The organism is Agromyces mangrovi (assembly GCF_030296695.1).
Lineage (GTDB): Bacteria > Actinomycetota > Actinomycetes > Actinomycetales > Microbacteriaceae > Agromyces > Agromyces mangrovi.
The window spans coordinates 1,387,080-1,402,998 of sequence record NZ_AP027737.1 but is presented as its reverse complement, the minus strand read 5'-3'; the positions used below and the strand labels follow the sequence as shown (position 1 = coordinate 1,402,998).

At 72.6% G+C, this 15,919-nt stretch carries 16 protein-coding genes and 1 pseudogene; 11 read left to right on the top strand and 6 right to left on the bottom strand.

From position 1 onward, the window contains the following. Nucleotides 1–16: 16 nt before the first annotated feature. Genes QUE38_RS06665 through QUE38_RS06650 form a run of 4 tightly spaced genes read left to right on the top strand, consistent with a single transcriptional unit; the run spans nucleotide 17 to nucleotide 2,962 of the window. A complete protein-coding gene (locus QUE38_RS06665; protein ID WP_286310910.1) occupies nucleotides 17–883 on the top strand; it encodes an ABC transporter ATP-binding protein in 867 nt (288 codons plus the stop codon). Next, nucleotides 880–1,713 carry an ABC transporter permease gene (locus QUE38_RS06660; protein WP_286310909.1) on the top strand — a complete coding sequence of 278 codons (834 nt, stop codon included), beginning with the start codon at nucleotides 880–882 and terminating at the stop codon, nucleotides 1,711–1,713. Before QUE38_RS06665 ends, QUE38_RS06660 begins: the two co-directional genes overlap by 4 nt. Then, nucleotides 1,710–2,534 (top strand): ABC transporter permease, encoded by an 825-nt coding sequence (locus QUE38_RS06655; RefSeq protein WP_286310907.1) that lies wholly within the window; start codon nucleotides 1,710–1,712, stop codon nucleotides 2,532–2,534. Before QUE38_RS06660 ends, QUE38_RS06655 begins: the two co-directional genes overlap by 4 nt. 26 nt (nucleotides 2,535–2,560) lie before the next feature. Beyond that, nucleotides 2,561–2,962 carry a RidA family protein gene (locus tag QUE38_RS06650; protein ID WP_286310906.1) on the top strand — a complete coding sequence of 134 codons (402 nt, stop codon included), beginning with the start codon at nucleotides 2,561–2,563 and terminating at the stop codon, nucleotides 2,960–2,962. A gap of 359 nt (nucleotides 2,963–3,321) precedes the next feature. Here QUE38_RS06650 and QUE38_RS06645 read toward each other — a convergent pair whose 3' ends face one another. Further along, nucleotides 3,322–4,404 carry an ABC transporter substrate-binding protein gene (locus tag QUE38_RS06645; RefSeq protein ID WP_286310904.1) on the bottom strand — a complete coding sequence of 361 codons (1,083 nt, stop codon included), beginning with the start codon at nucleotides 4,402–4,404 and terminating at the stop codon, nucleotides 3,322–3,324. Between the two features lie 249 nt (nucleotides 4,405–4,653). Between QUE38_RS06645 and QUE38_RS06640 the strand changes: the two genes are divergently transcribed. From QUE38_RS06640 to QUE38_RS06615, 6 genes are all read left to right on the top strand, one after another. Next, nucleotides 4,654–5,667, top strand: a complete 1,014-nt coding sequence (locus QUE38_RS06640) for an alcohol dehydrogenase catalytic domain-containing protein (protein ID WP_286310902.1) — start codon at nucleotides 4,654–4,656, stop codon at nucleotides 5,665–5,667. Then, entirely contained in the window at nucleotides 5,657–6,298 is a 642-nt protein-coding gene (locus QUE38_RS06635) for an OsmC family protein (protein ID WP_286310900.1), read from the top strand. The genes QUE38_RS06640 and QUE38_RS06635 overlap by 11 nt, the downstream gene beginning before the upstream one ends. Then, nucleotides 6,295–7,470: a CaiB/BaiF CoA transferase family protein gene (locus QUE38_RS06630; protein ID WP_286310898.1), complete on the top strand. Its 1,176-nt coding sequence runs from the start codon at nucleotides 6,295–6,297 to the stop codon at nucleotides 7,468–7,470. The genes QUE38_RS06635 and QUE38_RS06630 overlap by 4 nt, the downstream gene beginning before the upstream one ends. After that, nucleotides 7,467–8,330, top strand: coding sequence for an amidohydrolase family protein (locus QUE38_RS06625; RefSeq protein ID WP_286310896.1), 864 nt, complete (start codon nucleotides 7,467–7,469; stop codon nucleotides 8,328–8,330). The genes QUE38_RS06630 and QUE38_RS06625 overlap by 4 nt, the downstream gene beginning before the upstream one ends. Nucleotides 8,331–8,434: 104 nt before the next feature. After that, nucleotides 8,435–9,277: a DODA-type extradiol aromatic ring-opening family dioxygenase gene (locus tag QUE38_RS06620; RefSeq protein ID WP_286310895.1), complete on the top strand. Its 843-nt coding sequence runs from the start codon at nucleotides 8,435–8,437 to the stop codon at nucleotides 9,275–9,277. Then, nucleotides 9,274–9,621 (top strand): hypothetical protein, encoded by a 348-nt coding sequence (locus QUE38_RS06615; protein WP_286310892.1) that lies wholly within the window; start codon nucleotides 9,274–9,276, stop codon nucleotides 9,619–9,621. Before QUE38_RS06620 ends, QUE38_RS06615 begins: the two co-directional genes overlap by 4 nt. Before the next feature lie 39 nt (nucleotides 9,622–9,660). On the opposite strand, the gene cofD is transcribed toward QUE38_RS06615, so the two are convergent. The 3 genes from cofD to QUE38_RS06600 all read right to left on the bottom strand — a co-directional run bounded on the left by cofD (nucleotide 9,661) and on the right by QUE38_RS06600 (nucleotide 13,430). Continuing rightward, complete coding sequence (gene cofD / locus QUE38_RS06610; RefSeq protein ID WP_286310890.1) at nucleotides 9,661–10,659, bottom strand: 2-phospho-L-lactate transferase; 999 nt, start codon at nucleotides 10,657–10,659, stop codon at nucleotides 9,661–9,663. 413 nt (nucleotides 10,660–11,072) lie between these two features. Then, a complete protein-coding gene (locus QUE38_RS06605; protein ID WP_286310888.1) occupies nucleotides 11,073–11,414 on the bottom strand; it encodes a hypothetical protein in 342 nt (113 codons plus the stop codon). Nucleotides 11,415–11,807: 393 nt separating this feature from the next. Further along, the gene (locus QUE38_RS06600) at nucleotides 11,808–13,430 is read right to left on the bottom strand and encodes an HNH endonuclease signature motif containing protein (RefSeq protein ID WP_286310886.1); all 1,623 of its coding nucleotides are present in this window, start codon (nucleotides 13,428–13,430) and stop codon (nucleotides 11,808–11,810) included. Between the two features lie 209 nt (nucleotides 13,431–13,639). Between QUE38_RS06600 and QUE38_RS06595 the strand changes: the two genes are divergently transcribed. Next, complete coding sequence (locus tag QUE38_RS06595) at nucleotides 13,640–14,158, top strand: GNAT family N-acetyltransferase (RefSeq protein ID WP_286310883.1); 519 nt, start codon at nucleotides 13,640–13,642, stop codon at nucleotides 14,156–14,158. On the opposite strand, the gene QUE38_RS06590 is transcribed toward QUE38_RS06595, so the two are convergent. Continuing rightward, nucleotides 14,152–15,321, bottom strand: a complete 1,170-nt coding sequence (locus QUE38_RS06590; protein ID WP_286310881.1) for an aminotransferase class I/II-fold pyridoxal phosphate-dependent enzyme — start codon at nucleotides 15,319–15,321, stop codon at nucleotides 14,152–14,154. The two genes, QUE38_RS06595 and QUE38_RS06590, sit on opposite strands and share 7 nt — an antisense overlap. Nucleotides 15,322–15,422: 101 nt before the next feature. Then, nucleotides 15,423–15,776 (bottom strand): annotated as a pseudogene (locus QUE38_RS17500) (GntR family transcriptional regulator); the annotation flags it as partial. Nucleotides 15,777–15,919 lie beyond the last annotated feature (143 nt).

Sequence of the window (15,919 nt, the reverse complement as noted above, 5' to 3'; positions counted from 1 at the left end):
GAGAGAGAGTGCGCCCATGACCGAGACGAGCGAACGCGACGAGACCACGGCATCCGAGCCGCTGATCTCGGTGCGCGACCTGAGCGTGCGGTACAACGTGGCCCGCACCGGCAACACCCTGACCGCCATCGAGGGCGTCGACCTCGACGTGCGCGAGGGCGAGTTCATCACCGTGCTCGGCCCCTCGGGCTGCGGCAAGACCACGTTCATGAACGTGATCGCGGGGCTCGTGCAGGCGACCACCGGCACGGTGACCGTCGCCGGGGAGCCGGTCACCGGGCCCGGGCCGGACCGCGCGGTCGTGTTCCAGGACTACGCGCTGCTGCCGTGGCGCACGGTCTTCGACAACGTGAAGTTCGGCCTCGAGATGCAGAAGGGGCTGAAGGGCGACGGCTGGCGCGACCGGGTGCAGGAGGCGGTCGACCTGGTCGGCCTCTCGGGCTTCGAGTCGTCGTACCCGCGGGAGCTGTCGGGCGGCATGCAGCAGCGCGTCGGCCTCGCCCGCGCGATCGTCGCGAAGCCCCGCATCCTGCTGATGGACGAGCCGCTCGGCGCCGTCGACGCGCTCACCCGCGAGGTCATGCGCGACGAGATCGAGAAGCTCATCGCCGCGACCGGCAAGACCGTGCTCTTCATCACGCACTCCATCGAGGAGGCGATCCTGCTGGGCGACCGCATCGTCGTCTTCAAGAGCCACCCGGGTGCGATCAAGGAGATCATCGAGACCCGGCTCGATCGGCCGCGCTCCGAGCGCAGCGTGCAGTCCGACCCGCGCTTCCTCGAGCTGCGCGACCACCTGTGGGACGCGCTGCAGGGCGAAGCGACGGCGGCCGCGCACAGCTCGAGCACGAAGACACGTGCGACGAAGGTGCAGGACGGATGAGCACCCTCCTGGCCTCGGGGCCGAACCTCGGCAAGACCGGCGTCGCCGCGTGGCTCGCGAGCCTGGACACGCGCGGCAAGGCCGTGGTCATCGCGGTCGAGGTCGTCATCCTGCTCGCGCTGTGGGAGCTCGTCGTCGGCGTGCTCGGCTGGATCAACCCCGTGTTCTTCCCGCCGCCGTCGGCGATCGCCGGCGGGTTCGTCGAGCTGCTGCAGAGCGGCGCACTGTGGTCGAACATCGCCATCTCGATGCAGGCGTGGCTCACGGGCTTCGCGATCGCGGTCGTGGTCGGCGTGCCCGTCGGCCTGCTGATGGGCAGCTCGCTGCCCGTCGACCGGGTGGTCGGGCCGATCGCGTGGACGATCTACGCCACGCCCGCGATCGCCTACCAGCCGCTCGCCAAGGCGTGGTTCGGGTTCGGCATCGGGCCCGTGATCTTCCTGGTCACGATCAGCGCGCTGTTCCCGATCCTGCTGAACATCGCGGCGGGCATGCGCACGACGAACCAGTCGATCATCCGCGCGGGTCGCGTCTACGGCGGCTCGCGCATGGACCTCTACCGCAAGGTGTTCCTGCCGACGACCGTGCCGTTCCTGTTCGCCGGTCTCCGGCAGGCCGTCGTGCTCGCCACGATCGGCATGGTCGTCGCCGAGCTCGCCGGCTCGTCCTCGGGCATGGGCGCGCTCATCATCCGCTCGGCGAACACGTACCAGACCGACCAGGCCTTCGCCGCGATCGCGGTGGTGGTCGTGTGGAGCGTCGGCATGACGCAGGTGATGACCGGCATCGAACGCTGGGTCGCGCCGTGGACCAGGAAGGCCCGCCGATGATCACCACCGCACCCCGGGTGCTGCGCCCGCGCAACCTCGTCGGCGGCGAGGCGAAGTGGCGCTGGCTGCTCCTCGCCGTGATCGCCGCGATCCTCCTCGTCTGGGAGGCATCCGTCACCTGGCTGCAGCTCGTGCCCGCCGCATTCCTGCCGCCGCCCACCGCCGTCTTCGCGTCGTTCCTGCAGTTGCTCGTCGACCCGGAGTTCTGGCAGGCGTTCGTCTTCAGCTTCCAGAACCTCGTCATCGGGCTGCTGATGGCCGTGGTCGTCGGCGTCACCGTCGGCCTCGCGGTCGGCTGGTCGCCCGTGCTGCGGTTCACGGTCGCGCCGTTCCTCTGGCTGCTCTACTCGACGCCGAAGGTCGCGCTCGCGCCGCTGTTCATCCTCGTGCTCGGGCTCGGCAACGAGTCGAAGATCGCGCTGGTGTTCCTGCTCGCGGTGTTCCCGATCATCCTCAACACGATGGAGGGCGCCGTCACGGTGAGCGATTCGCTCGTGAACGCCGGCCGCGTCTACGGGGTCAACGGCGTCGCGCTCGGCTGGAAGGTGATCTTCCCGGCGACGCTGCCGTATTCCCTCGCGGGCATCCAGCGCGGTGCGGCCCTCGGGTTCACGGGCGAGGTGCTCGGCGAGTTCCTCGGCGGCACCGGCGGCCTCGGCCACATGCTCGAGTACGCCGCCTACCAGTTCCAGATGGACGAGGCGATCGCCATGGTCATCGTCATGGTGATCATCGCGAACCTCACGCTCGTGCTCATCGCGGCGCTGCGCAAGCGCCTCGCGCCCTGGTACGACGACCGGCAGATCATGGGCGCGTCCTGACGGGCGGCCCGCGGAAGGGAGTGCGGATGCAGAAGGAGATCATCGTGCCGCAGGGCGTCTACCCGCCCACGGCCGACTTCAGCCAGGCCATCCGGGTCTCGGGCGGCGACCTGCTGTTCGTGAGCGGCATCATCGGCTACCGGCTCGACGGCACCATGCCGACGGGCGCGGTCGAGCAGGCCGAGGTCGCGTTCGACAACCTCCGCCGCGTGCTCGAGTCGGCGGGCGGCAGCATGGCCGACATCGTCAAGGTCAACGTCTACCTGGGCGAGGACTTCCGGCTCATGCGCGACGAGCTGCGGGAGGTGCGCGCGCGGTTCTTCACGCACGACTTCCCCGTGTCGACGCTCGTGCAGGTCGCGGGCTTCGCCAACCCCGACTACCTGTTCGAGATCGAGGCCATCGCGGCGCTGCCGTCGAAGGAGTAGGCGCCCCGCGAGAAGACCGCCGGCCCCCGTTTCATGCGCAGTAGACGGGGGCCGGCTTCTCGCGTGCCCGGGCGGGGCTAGGGCCAGGGCGGGCGGATGCCTCGCACGAGCGCGACCTGCTCCCGGCGAGATCCGCTGCGGCCAGTCTGCGCCGCGGCCAGCCGCATGGCTGGCCGCAATGGCGGCGGCTGGCCGGCGCGGATCCCGGGACACTGCGCCGACCGGGTGCGCCGGCCGACCATGGGCGCGCGCCAGGGGCATCCGCTCGCCCTCGAATGCGCACGGAACACTCCCGTGCACAGCGAAGCGCCCCCACCGTCATGCGCTGCGGTGGGGGCGCTTCGAGGATACGGCCCGACTCAGGGGTAGGGCAGCGTCTCCGGTCCGGCGTTGTCGATGCCGAGCAGTTCCTGCGCCTTCAGCAGGTACGCGAGCTGTGCGTCGTCGAACTCGATCGGCTGGAGCGACTGCGTCTCGACCGTCTCGTCCCACGCCGCGGCGTCGAAGTAGAGGTTGTCGCAGGCCAGGTGCCCGTCGAGCACCCACGGCGTCTCGTTCTCGCGGAGGTCGGCGACGTCGAAGTCGTTGGCCTCGTAGATGTCGAGCACGCTGTCGACGTTCTCGGGGAACTCGCCCGGAGCCGGCGCGGTGAGGTACTGCGTCGCCTTGATCGTCGCGCGCAGGAAGCGCACGAGCGTGTTCGGGTTCTCCTCGATCCAGCCGTCGCCGGCGATCTGCACGTCGTTCGCCCAGTTGCGCAGCGACTCGACGATGATGTTCGCGTCGTGCGCCTCGAGCGCCGGCAGGTCGTCGCCGTAGAACGGCTGCAGCGTGATGCGGTCGTTCACGAAGAACTCGGTCCACGACTCGGAGCCGGGGCCCGGGTAGACGACCTCGACGTTCACCGTGTCGAGGTCCCAGCCCTCCTCCTGCAGCACCAGCGCGCGCTGGAACTCCGCGGGGTCGCCGGGCGTGCCGGCGAGCACCACCGAGGTGCCCTCGAGCTGGTCGACCGAGGTGATGCCGTCCTGCACGGCGAAGTCGAAGTTCTGGCGGCAGTAGTGGCCGCTCACGAGCTCGACCTCGACGCCGCCGCGGATCGCCTCGATCACGGTGCCGGTGCTCTCGACGCCGATGTCGGCGCTGCCCGAGGCCACCGCGGCGGTGACGTTGTCGGCCGTGATCACCTCGACCGTGAGGCCCTCCTCCTCGTAGTACCCGAGGTCGGTGGCGAGGACGTACATCGAGTACATCGTGATGTCGGGGAAGGGGATGGCCACCGTGATCTCGGTGTCCTCGGCGGGACCGGGCTCGCCGTCGGCGATCTCGACGGGTTCGTCGGATCCCGTGGCCGTGTCGGTCGCCGCACAGCCCGCCAGCAGCGCGAGGGCGGAGACCCCCGCGGCCAGCATGAGGCCGTACCGTGCTCTGGAATTGCGCATGACTTTCTCCATTCTCGGCGGGTTCCTCACGGTCGGCTTCCCGCTGTGCAGAAGGCCTCCCGCGAATTGCGGATACTGTATCCAAAGTGGTGGAGGGTGTCTACGGATGCACCGAGACTCGCAACGCGGTCGTTACCTGGGCACGTATCGTCGAATGACCGTGGACAGGTCCGGGTGATTCTGGATACAGTATCCAAGACGACGAAACGCGGGGCCGCCGACGGCTCCCACCCGAGGAGGCGAGACGACATGGTTCGAGCGGCCCGCCTCACCGCGCACCGCCTCGACGGCCTGCGGGTGGACGACGTCGCCGCGCCCGAGCCCGCAGCGGGCGATGTGCTCGTGGCCGTCGAGACCGTCGGGGTCAACCAGCTCGACCTGAACCTCATCGCGGGCGTCGGCCCGGGGGCGGCGGTGCGGCTCCCGCGCACGCTGGGCCTCGACCCGGCCGGAACGATCGTGGCCGTGGGAGCCGGTGTCGACCCCGCCCGCGTCGGCGAGCGGGTCGTCGTGAAGCCCAACGTGCCGTGCGGTGCCTGCGCGTGGTGCGCGCGGGGTCGCGAGGCCGACTGCCCCGCGCAGACCGTGATCGGCGGACACCGCGACGGCGGCGCCGCCGAGCTCGTGACGGTGCCCGAGCGCAACGCGGCCGACCGGCGCGATCTCGACGCGGCCACCGCGTCGGCGGCCGTGCACAGCGTGCCGATCGTGCTGAACGCGCTCGAGACGGCCGGCGTCGCTGCGGGCGAGCGGGTGCTCGTCACCGGCGCGAGCGGCACGCTCGGCCAGGTCGCCGTGCAGCTCGCGCGACACCTGGGCGCCGAGGTGGTCGCCGCGTCGCGGCAGCCGCTCGAGGTCGGACCAGACGTGACCACGCTGCGGGCGTCGTCGCCCGACGACCTCGCCGCCGAACTCGCCCGTGCGCTGCCCGAGGGGGTCGACGTCGCCCTCGACGTGAGCGGCCACGCCGGCATGCTGGCCGCGGGCGTGGGCGCCCTCCGCTGGGGCGGCCGCGCCGTCTTCTGCTCGGCCTCCGTCGAGACCTCGCTCGAGCTCGACGCGCGGGCCTTCTACCTCCGCCGCCTGCGTCTCATCGGCGTGGCGAGCGCCGACCACGCCCAAGTGCGCCGGGGCATCGACCTCGTCGCCGACGGGGTCGTGCGGCCGCCGATCGCGCGCCGCTATCCACTCGACCGCATCGCCGACGCATACCGCGAGTTCGGCGAGCACCGCACGGGGAAGGTGATCGTCGATGTCGCCTGAGCGCACCGCCGCACCGGGCCGTCGGGACACGGATGCCCCCGAGCCCATCGTCGACCGACAGGCGCTGCGCGCCTCGATGCACCGCTCGTCGGAGCGGCTGTGGAAGGATGCCGACGCGGGCCTCGTGCGCCCCTGGGTGTCGGCCTCGCTCGAGCGCGATGTCACGGCCGTCTCCCGGTTCACGCAGTACGGCACCGACGTCGAGTTCCGCGCCGACGAGGCGCCCGACCGCGGCGGCGCGGGCTCCGCGCCCAGCCCCATGCGCTACCTGCTGAGCGGGATCGCGTTCTGCGTGCTCGGCTGGGCGGCCAAGACCTGGTCGGCGCGCGACGTCGCCGTGCTCCGTCTCGACCTCGACGTGCGCACCCTGCTCGACACGCGCGGCGAGCTCGGGGTGGGCGACGCACCGCAGCATCCGCAGTGGTTCGTGCTCGACGTGCGCGTCGAGGACTCGGCGACGGATGCCGCTGCCGTGGGCATGCTCCGCGAGGCGGTTGCGTGCTGCCCGATCAGCGCACTCATGTCGCGTGCGGTGCCCGTGCACCTCATGCTGGAGCACAACGGACGCGCCGTGCTCGACGAGCGCCCGGCCGAGCTGCGCACCGAACACGAACAGGAGCAGACCCGATGACCGACCACTCCCGGCCGACCGACGACGCCCGCGGGCCGCTCGCCGGCGTGCGCGTGATCGAGCTCGGCCAGTACATCTCGGGCCCGTACGCGGCGAAGCTGCTGGCCGACCTGGGCGCCGACGTGATCAAGGTCGAGTCGCCCGACGGCGACCCGATGCGCCGGTGGGAGGGCAGCGGCACGTACAGCCCGCAGTTCGCCGCCTACAACCGCGGCAAGCGCGGGGTCGTGCTCGACCTGAAGGATCCGGAGGGCCTGGAGCGCCTGCTCGAACTGGCCGAGGACGCCGACGTGCTGATCGAGAACTTCCGCCCGGGGGTCGCCGAGCGCCTCGGCTTCGGCCCCGAGGTGCTGCGCGCCCGCAACCCGCGGCTCATCTCGTGCGCCATCACGGGCTTCGGACCCGAGGGCCCGTACGCGAGGCGCCCGGCGTACGACACCGTCATCTCGGCGGTCGGCGGCATGTACAGCCAGGTCGTGCCCGACAGCGTGCTGCGCCCGCTCGGGCCGGCGTTCTCCGACCTGCTGTCGGGCATGTCGGCCGCGCAGGCCGTTCTCGCGGCACTGCACGCCCGCGAGGCGCGCGGCGAGGGCGAGCACCTCGAGGTCTCGATGGTCGGCTCCCTCATCGACTTCGTGACCGAGGCCGCGTCGACCTACCTCGAGACCGGTCAGGTCGCGGCGCCCGACTCCCGCCCCCGGCGCGCGCAGGCGTACGCGTGCGTCGGCTCCGACGGGAAGGCGTTCGTCATCCACATGTCGGTGCCCGAGAAGTTCTGGACCGGCCTGCTCGACGTGCTCGAGCGCCCCGACCTCGCCGACGACCCGCGGTTCGCGACCCGCGAGGGCCGCGTGCGCAACTACGACGAGCTCGATGTGGAACTCAAGGCCATCACGGCCGCGAAGCCCAGGGAGCACTGGATGCAGCGGCTCGCGGCCCATGACATCCCACACGGCCCGCTGAACACCGTGGCCGACCTGTTCGACGACCCGCAGGTCGCCGCGATGGGACTGGTCGAGGAGATCGCGAGCCCGGCCGGCGGCACCGTACGCGTGCCCGCGCCGAGCACGCGGTTCCACCGCAGCGGCCGCCCAGCACTCCACGCCGCGCCGCTGCTCGGCGCCGACACCGAGGCACTCACCCGGCCGCGTACCGAAGGAGCCCGCGCATGAGCATCCCCGACGACCTCGTCGCCATCGACGCGCACACCCACCCGCAGACCGAGGAGTTCCTCGCCGCGATGGGGTCGCGCCACACCCAGATGGCCAAGCACTTCGGACGCGAGCGGCCCGTGGTCTCGTTCGCCGAGCAGGCCGACCAGTACCGCGACCGGCGCATGATGGCGGTCATCGTCAACTCCGATTCCGAGACGACGTCGGGCATCCCGGGCGCGCCGAACGACCTGCTCGGCCGGGCACAGGCCGACCACCCCGACGTCTTCCTCGCCTTCGCGGGCATCGACCCGTGGAAGGGCGAGGCCGCGATCGCCGAGATCCGCCGCATGCACGCCGAGTACGGCATCAAGGGTGTCGGCGAGCTCAACCCGGCCCGCCAGAAGTTCCTGCCGAACGACCGCCGGTTCTTCCCCATCTGGGAGACCTGCGCCGAGCTCGGGCTCGTGGTCATGTTCCACTCCGGCTTCCCGGGGGCCGGCGCGGGCACGCCCGGCGGCGGCGGGTACCGGCTCGAGAACGCCCGGCCGGTGCCCTACATCGACGACGTCGCCGCCGAGTTCCCCGAGCTCAAGATCATCAGCGCGCACCCCGCGTGGCCGTGGCACCTCGAGAACCTCGCGATGGTCTGGCACAAGTCGAACGTCTACCTCGACCTCTCCGGCTGGGCGCCGAAGTACCTGCCCCCGGAGGTCGTGCGCTACGCGGACTCGCTCATCACCGACCGGGTGCTGTTCGGGTCGGACTGGCCGGTCATGACGGCCGATCGCTGGATGCGCGAGTTCGACGACCTCGGACTCAAGGAGACGTCCAGGCAGAAGATCCTGCTGGACAACGCCCGGACCCTGTTCGGGCTCTGACCGGGTGCCGCGCCGGGGGTTCCGTCCACCGCCGGTCGCGGCATCCGATCGCCCCTCGAACCAGAATTCGACCCCGCACTCGACCCCGACGGAAGGCGGCACGCATGGCCGAACTCGTGATGGCGGCGGCGACGCCGCACAACCCGCTGCTCTGGCGGGCGATGCGCGACCCGATGCCCGACGACCTCGCCGCGGTCGCGGGCAACTTCGCTCGCATCCGCGAGACCATCCGCGAGCTCGGCGTCGACGTGCTCGTCGTCGTCGGCACCGACCACATCCGCCAGTTCTTCTTCGACCACGCCCCCGCGTTCGTCGTCGGCAAGGCCGCGCAGTACCACGGCACCTACGAGAACGAGGTCCGCACGTTCGGCATGGAGTACGTCGAGCTGACGGGGCATCCGGAGCTCGCCGAGGCCATCGCCGGCCGCGAGCTGCTGCCCGAGGCGATCGACTTCGCCGTCAGCCACGAGTGGCGACTCGACCACGGCTTCGTGATCCCGCTGCAGTACCTGCGGCCCGAGCTCGACCTGCCGATCGTGCCGATCCACACCAACGCGACCCTGCCGCCGCTGCCCTCGCCGCGCCGGTTCGCGGTGCTCGGCGAGCACCTGCGCGAGACGATCGCCGCCTGGGAGTCCGACGCGCGCGTCGCCCTCATCACCTCGGGCCACATGGCGACCGACGTCGGCGGCCCGAGGCAGTTCGCCGGCTCGCCCGACCCCGAGTTCGACGCCGACGCCGTCGCCTGGATGCGCGACGGCGACCTCGAGGGCGCGGTGGACGGATGCCGCTTCGATCGCGTCATGGCCGCCGGCAACGTGACCTACCAGTACGTGAACGTCATCACGGCGCTCGCCGCGATGGGCGGCCGGCCCGCCGACCTGGCCGAGGCAACCGAGTCGCGTTTCGCGTCCAGCCCGTTCTTCATGTGGAGGAAGCCGGCATGACGAAGTACATGATCGACAAGTTCATGCGCGCCGTCGAGATGAGCGACGACGCCGTCTCGCGCTACGTCGCCGACCCGGCCGGCTTCGTCGACGAGTGGCTCGCGGGCGGCGGCACGCCGGACCTCCCGACGGACGACCGGGTGCTCACGCCCGAGGAGCGCGACGCGTTCGCCGCGGTCGACCACGCCGCCCTCTACGCGCTCGGCGCCCACCCGTACCTGCTCTGGCACTTCATCGAGGCGGCGCACACGCACGAGTTCGGCGACGGCTTCGGCTGGCGCGACCTGGTGGAGCGGTACCGCGCCGACGTCGCGCCGCACGGGCACGTCGACTACATCCCCTGACGTTCTCCGCTGGCCGGGGCGGCGAGCGGATGCCCCGGGTCAGCGCAGCGCGAGGTCGATCGCGTCGCCCGCGAGCGTCGCCGACGTGTCGACGTCGTGCATCCAGAGCGGCACCGCGGCCGTGCGGATGCCCGCCGAGACGAGCGACGAGGTGCTCGAGGCATCCGTCTCGTCGACCAGCCACGCGTCGAGCAGGCCGCCGTGCGAGGCGGCGCCGTAGTGACGCGCGACCGCAGCGGCATCCGTCGCCACCCCGATCGCCGTGAGGCACGCGTCGGCCATGCCGCGCACGACCGAGCCGGCGATGATCGGCGAGACGCCGACGACGGGGGCGGATGCCGCGGTGACGGCGTCGCGCACGCCGGGAACGCCGAGGATCGGGCCGATCGAGACCACCGGGTTCGACGGGGCGAGCATGATGAGGTCGGCGTTCGCGAGGGTCTCGAGCACGCCGGGGGCGGGGCGCGCGACCTCGATGTCGAGCTGGCGGAACGACCGGGCGCGCATCGTCGCGCGATGCCGCGTCCACCACTCCTGGAAGTGCATCTCGCGGGTGCCCGCGGGCGCCTCGGGGTCGTCGACGAGCACCTGCGTGTCGATCTCGTGGTCGGTGACGGGGTGCAGGCGTGCGCCGAGCGTCCAGCGCTGCTGGAGGCGCTCGGCGACCTGCGTCGGAGTCATGCCGTCGCGCAGCCACGAGGTTCGGGCGATGTGCGTGCCCAGGTCGAGGTCGCCGAGGGTGAACCACGGCCAGCCCGCGCCCCACGCGGCGAGCTCGTCGCTGACCCGCTCGGTCTCGCCGGCGCGACCCCAGCCGCGGATCTCGTCGTTCACGCCCGCGAGCGCGTAGAGCAGCGAGTCGAAGTCGGGCATCAGGCGCAGCCCCGCGAGCCAGAGGTCGTCGGCCGTGTTCACGATGACGTCGATCTCGGCGGTCGTGCCGCCCTCGCCGTCGGGCCAGCGGCGGATGCACTCCTCGCGCAGCCCGCGCGTGTACTTCGCGCCCCCGACTCCTCCGGCGAGCACCACGATCCGCATTCGCCCAGCCTACGTCGGCGGCGGGCTCACCCGGCACGTGCCCGGTCGCTCGCGCTGGCGCCGCCGCGCCCGAACGATGGTGCACCGGTGCCGATCGTTCCCACCCGCGCCTCCGCGCCGCACGGTGCCGCAGCGCGTGCCGATCGCGCGGGCCCGTCGAACGGACATCGGCCCGCGCTGCAGCACGTGCCGGTGCGATTTGGGCGGGCCGGTGCGAGTCGAGTGCTCCCGCAAGACGGTGCGATTCGGGGTGGCCCCGCGGTTCAGCGAGACGTGCGTTTCGGGCACGTGCCGATCACGCCGGCCCGTCGAGTGGACAGTGGCCCGGGTTGCAGCACGGGCCCGTGTGATTTGGGCGGGCCGGTGCGATTCGGGCGGCCGGTGCACGGGCGGGTGGGGGCGGATGCCGCTGGTCAGCGCGTCCCGCGCACGCCGGCGAAGTAGTGGGAGATCGCGATGCCGGCGGCCCACGCGCTCGCCAACGTCACCACGGTGTCGGCGTTGGCGCCGAAGCGGAACCGCCCGACCCCGAACAGGAGGGCGGCGCCGCCGATCGCGTTCGCGCCGCTCCACACGACGTTCGTCTCGGGCGACGACTCGCCCACGCCGGGCGGGCGCCCGAACGGGCTCTGGAACTTGTTGCCCGACAGCCCGTGCACCCCGTGCGGCACGGCGTTCACGAGCAGCGCCGCGCCGGCCGCGTGCGCGAGCAGATGCGAGACGGGCGTGCGGGTGGTGCGAGCGGACGTGGGCATCGGCTTCCCTCAGATCGGCGTGCGCGGCGAACGTAGCACGCGACCTTCGTGGCACGCCTTCGGTCTGCACATGCGCGGGTCCGGATCGTGGCGTGCGGTCGGCGGGCGAGTGGGGTGGGTGCGTGGGGCGCGCCGGGGTCGCCGGGGATGCGTGGGCGCAGAGTTCCCGGGGTGCGTGGGCGCGCAGAGTTCCCGGGGTGCGCGGGGATGGCTCGACGGCGCGTGCTGCGAAGCGGCCCGGCAGCGCGGAGAGGTGCGGAGGCGCGCAGGGGGTGCGGAGGCGCGCAGGGGCGGTGCGGAGGCGCGCAGGGGGGGCGGAGGCGCGGAGAGGGGCGGAGGCGCGGAGAGGTGTGGAGGCGCGGAGGGGGTGGAGGCGCGCAGGGGTGCCGGGCCTCAGGCGACTCGCGCGGGCACGTCGAATCGCGCGAGCCCGCCGAGACGGGGTCGCTGCGTCGGGTCGACGTGCGGTGGCGGCACGAACCAGACGGTGCCGTCGCGCACCGAGACACCCCACCCCTCGCGGTGCACCGAGTGGTGGCAGAAGCTGCACAGCATCACGCCGTTGTCGAGGTCGGTCGGGCCGGCGTCGCGTTCCCACCAGCGGATGTGGTGCGCCTCGGCCCACGTGACGTTCTGGCCGCACGAGGCGCAGCCCCCATCACGTTCGGCGAGCGCGAGGCGCTGCTCGCGCGTGAACAGCCGAGCGGCGCGGCCGAGGTCGAGCGGCACGCTCTCGCCGCCCATCACGGCCGGGATCACCTCCGCGTCGGCGGCCATGCGTCGCACGGCGCCGGCCGGGATCGGCTGGTCGATGCCGTCGATCGTGGCGACGCCGGTGCCCGCCTGGAGGTCGGCGAGGTCGACGCGCACCACGACGGTGGTGCGGGCGAGGGGAGCGGATGCCCCGGAGCATCCGATCACGTGCCCTGCGAGCGCTGCGAGTGCGTCGGCCTGGAGCTGCGGGATCGTGCGCTGCCCCGCCGCCACCCCGCTCGTCACGGTTCCGGTCAGCGGATCGATGCCGCCGACAGTCGGCCTCGGGTGTGGCCCGCCCTCCGATCGAGGGTGCGTACCGCTCGCATCGCAGGACTCGTCGGACCCACCGGAGCGCAGCACGTCGGTGACGAACGCGCCGATCGCGGCCTTCACCGGCGCTGCCGTGACGGGGTCGAGGCGCGCCCGCAGCACGACCATTCCGCCGCGTTCCTCGCGGATGGTGAGCGAGCGCTCCTCGCGCAGCTCCTCCTCGCGCGGCGCGACGCCGTCGGGATCGAGCCGCGCCTCAGCGTGCTTCACGGCGCGCTGCAACTGCTCGAGCGTGAGCATCGCGGCGTGGCCGGCCAGCACCGACTCGACCTGCTCGGCGTGCACGCGGTCGGCCCGCAGTCGTACCCGCTCGAGCATGCCCGTGATCGCGGAGGCGGCGTCGACGCTGATCGTGCCCGCGCGCAGTGCGGCTGCGACATGCGGGTGCCTCGCCGGCAGCCGCTCGCCGACGAACGACGTGCGGTCGGCGGTGGCGGTGCCGACCGAGATGAGCTTCGCCGCGTCGCCGGTGCTGGCGCCGGTGGATGCGGCGATGAGCCGCGCGGGGTTGTGGAAGCCACGCTGCTTCGCGAGCCCGTCGGCACCGAGTTCGCGTCGCGACCGCCGCGCGACCTCCGCCGACGCCTGGGCGAGCAGCGACTCGACGTCGCGCCGCGCCTGCGAGAGCGCGGCGGTCACGCGCACGAGCCCGTCGTCGCTCAGTTCGCCGAACGCTGCGGCGCCGTCGGAATCGCCGAACCCGGCGTCGTCGCCGAACCCCGCCTCCGCGCCGAACCCCGCGTCGGCGGCGGACTCGGCGGCGGACTCGGTGTCGTCGCCGGCTCCGGAGTGGGCGGGTGCGGAGTGGGCGGGTGCGGCGGGTGCCGTGGCAGGGGATGCCGATCGCCCGGCGAATGCCGGGACCCCGCCGTTCCAGGCATCGCGAAGCGCATCGAGGTCTCTCGACAGCGCTGCGACGGGGGCTTCCATGTCTTCATGGTGGCAGGGGCCACTGACATTCAGATACGAGCCGTGACCTGCGATTTCGCTCTCCACAGGTCTGCCAGGAGCGGGTCCTGTGGAGGAGTCGACGAAGGGTGGGCAGGTCGTGCGCCGGCGACGACGCGACCGGTCGTGCTCACCCATGGTCGTCGTCCCGCAATCGTCCAAGCCCGCCCTCCGCTCGCTAGGTTTGGCGCGTGGAACTCGAGTTGCGCCCGCTGGAGGCCGCCGACGCCGAGACGCTCGCGTCGTGGGCGGTCGATCCGGTGTTCTGCGCCCACGCGGGATGGCGGGTGCGCACGTCACCCGACGATGCGGTCCTGTGGTGGCGGGAGGCTATCGCCGCGCCGGATCCGCTGCTGATCCGATTGCTCGCACTCCACGACGGCGAGGCGGTGGGATACGTCGACCTCCACGGTGACGCCGACGACGCACGCGAGCTGGGCTTCCTGATCGGCCCATCGGCCCGTTGGCACCGGGGGTTGGGTACCGCAGCGGCATCCGCCGGCCTTGCCCACGGGTTCCGGGTGCTGGGGCTCGCCCGCATCTGGGCGGAGGCGGTGCAGGCCAACGTCCACTCGGTGCGGGTCCTCCGCCGGGTCGGCATGCGCGAGACCGGCGCTGGGGGCGCGGAGGACTTCCTCGGCACGTCGTCGCGGTACCGCCGGTTCGAGCTGACCTCCGCCGAGTGGGCGGAGCGTCCCGCGCCTCAGTAGCCGCCCGCGGCATGGTGGTGCGCGGCCGTCGCCAGCGCGTCGGCCACGTCGTCGATGCCCTCGCGCACGACCCCGACGGTCACGCGCACGAAGTCCCGCGGGCGCCGCGCCGGCGAGCCCCCGGACCGCGACGACGACCCGCCCGACCGCGCGGACGACCCCGCACCCCCAACCCCGGCCCCTGACGCATCCGCCCCCGCAGCCAGGAACGGCGTGCCGCCCGCCACCCGGATGCCCCCGGCCGCGAGTTGCACGAGCGCCGACCGCTCGCTGAGCACCGGCACCCACATGTTGATGCCGTCGGCGTGCGCGACCTCGACGCCCCGTGCCCGGAGCGCATCCCCGAGCGCGCGCTGGCGCGTGTAGTACTGCCGCCGGGCCTCGGCGACGGCATCGATCGAGGCGCCGTCGGTGAGCAGGTCGAGGAGGATGCCCTGGAGCATCCGCGAGGTCCAGCCGGGTCCGATCATGCGGCGTGCGATCACGCGTTCGACGAGCTCGCGCGGCCCGCCGAGGGCGGCGATGCGCAGGTCGGGTCCGTGCGACTTCGAGAAGCTGCGCACGTGCACGACGCGCTCGGGCAGCCAGGTGCCGAGGGTCACGTCGCCCTCGGTCGAGATGAGGCCCGAATGGTCGTCCTCAACGACGAGCAGGTGGTCGACGTCGGGCGCGTGCCGGATGACCCCCGCCAGCGCCTCGGCCCGCTCCGGTGTCATCGACGCGCCGGTCGGGTTCTGCGCGCGCGGTTGCAGCAGCACCGCGGCCGGCCGGCGCAGCAGCGCGGCAGCGAGCGCCTCGGGCAGCACGCCCGAGGCGTCCATGCGCACCGGCACGGGCTCGGCCCCGAGCAGCTCGATCAGGTCGAGGAACGGCGGGAAGCCCGGATGCTCCACCACGACGCGGTCGCCCAGGCGCACGACCTGCTCGAGGGTGCGGCTGATCGCGTCGAGCGCGCCGTCGACGACCATGATCGTCTCGGCCTTCGCCGGCCAGGACGAAGCGAGCACAGTCGCGAGCTCGGGGATCACGGGCTCCTGCTGGTAGCTGCCCGTCTCGGCGCGGGCCGAGACGCGCGAGAGCGCCGGACCGAGCGGCGGCAGCAGCAGGGGGTCGGGCGTGCCGCGCGAGAGGTCGAGCCGCACGGGGTCGTCGGGCGCGGCCATGCCGCGCATGCGGGGGCGAGCCAGGTCGGGGCGGTGTCGCGCACGAACGAGCCGGCGCGGCCGCGTGACTCGATCAGGCCGGCGCGGGCGAGCGCCTGCCATGACTGGCTGATGGTGGCGGGGCTGACACCGAGCGCGGTGCCGAGCTCGCGCACGGTGGGCAGACGGATGCCGGGTGCCAGGTCGCCGTCGTTGATGAGGCGCGCGAGCACTGCGGCGATCGCGCGGGGCGTGCGGTCGGGGAACTCCGGCGACGCGTCGAGCCCGGGGAACAGGGCGGCGAGGTCGGGCGCGGACCGAGCGGCATCCGCCCCGCCCCGCGACGTGCCGTCGGAGGGCGCCGACCCGGGGGCATCCGTCACCGAAGCACCGCGTGAGCCGGACGCGGCCGACCCACCGGCATCCGTCACGCCCTGAACCGACTCACCACCCACACGAATACTCGACACGACCATTGCCTCCTGACGAAGAGAGGGACAGGATGATTAACCACAACGTCACAGGGTGAAACACAAGAGAAATGTTCACGCCGAAGAATAACAGAACGGGCGCGGAGCCCGGGCAGACACGTTCCATCGGCATCACGACTCGGCGTTCC

What these genes read in the sequence shown, in the direction of transcription:
- QUE38_RS06665 (WP_286310910.1), top strand. Translation starts at nt 17, where the DNA reads ATGACCGAGACGAGCGAACGCGACGAGACCACGGCATCCGAGCCGCTG.
- QUE38_RS06660 (WP_286310909.1), top strand. Translation starts at nt 880, where the DNA reads ATGAGCACCCTCCTGGCCTCGGGGCCGAACCTCGGCAAGACCGGCGTC.
- QUE38_RS06655 (WP_286310907.1), top strand. Translation starts at nt 1,710, where the DNA reads ATGATCACCACCGCACCCCGGGTGCTGCGCCCGCGCAACCTCGTCGGC.
- QUE38_RS06650 (WP_286310906.1), top strand. Translation starts at nt 2,561, where the DNA reads ATGCAGAAGGAGATCATCGTGCCGCAGGGCGTCTACCCGCCCACGGCC.
- QUE38_RS06645 (WP_286310904.1), bottom strand. Translation starts at nt 4,404, where the DNA reads ATGCGCAATTCCAGAGCACGGTACGGCCTCATGCTGGCCGCGGGGGTC.
- QUE38_RS06640 (WP_286310902.1), top strand. Translation starts at nt 4,654, where the DNA reads ATGGTTCGAGCGGCCCGCCTCACCGCGCACCGCCTCGACGGCCTGCGG.
- QUE38_RS06635 (WP_286310900.1), top strand. Translation starts at nt 5,657, where the DNA reads ATGTCGCCTGAGCGCACCGCCGCACCGGGCCGTCGGGACACGGATGCC.
- QUE38_RS06630 (WP_286310898.1), top strand. Translation starts at nt 6,295, where the DNA reads ATGACCGACCACTCCCGGCCGACCGACGACGCCCGCGGGCCGCTCGCC.
- QUE38_RS06625 (WP_286310896.1), top strand. Translation starts at nt 7,467, where the DNA reads ATGAGCATCCCCGACGACCTCGTCGCCATCGACGCGCACACCCACCCG.
- QUE38_RS06620 (WP_286310895.1), top strand. Translation starts at nt 8,435, where the DNA reads ATGGCCGAACTCGTGATGGCGGCGGCGACGCCGCACAACCCGCTGCTC.
- QUE38_RS06615 (WP_286310892.1), top strand. Translation starts at nt 9,274, where the DNA reads ATGACGAAGTACATGATCGACAAGTTCATGCGCGCCGTCGAGATGAGC.
- cofD (WP_286310890.1), bottom strand. Translation starts at nt 10,659, where the DNA reads ATGCGGATCGTGGTGCTCGCCGGAGGAGTCGGGGGCGCGAAGTACACG.
- QUE38_RS06605 (WP_286310888.1), bottom strand. Translation starts at nt 11,414, where the DNA reads ATGCCCACGTCCGCTCGCACCACCCGCACGCCCGTCTCGCATCTGCTC.
- QUE38_RS06600 (WP_286310886.1), bottom strand. Translation starts at nt 13,430, where the DNA reads ATGGAAGCCCCCGTCGCAGCGCTGTCGAGAGACCTCGATGCGCTTCGC.
- QUE38_RS06590 (WP_286310881.1), bottom strand. Translation starts at nt 15,321, where the DNA reads ATGGCCGCGCCCGACGACCCCGTGCGGCTCGACCTCTCGCGCGGCACG.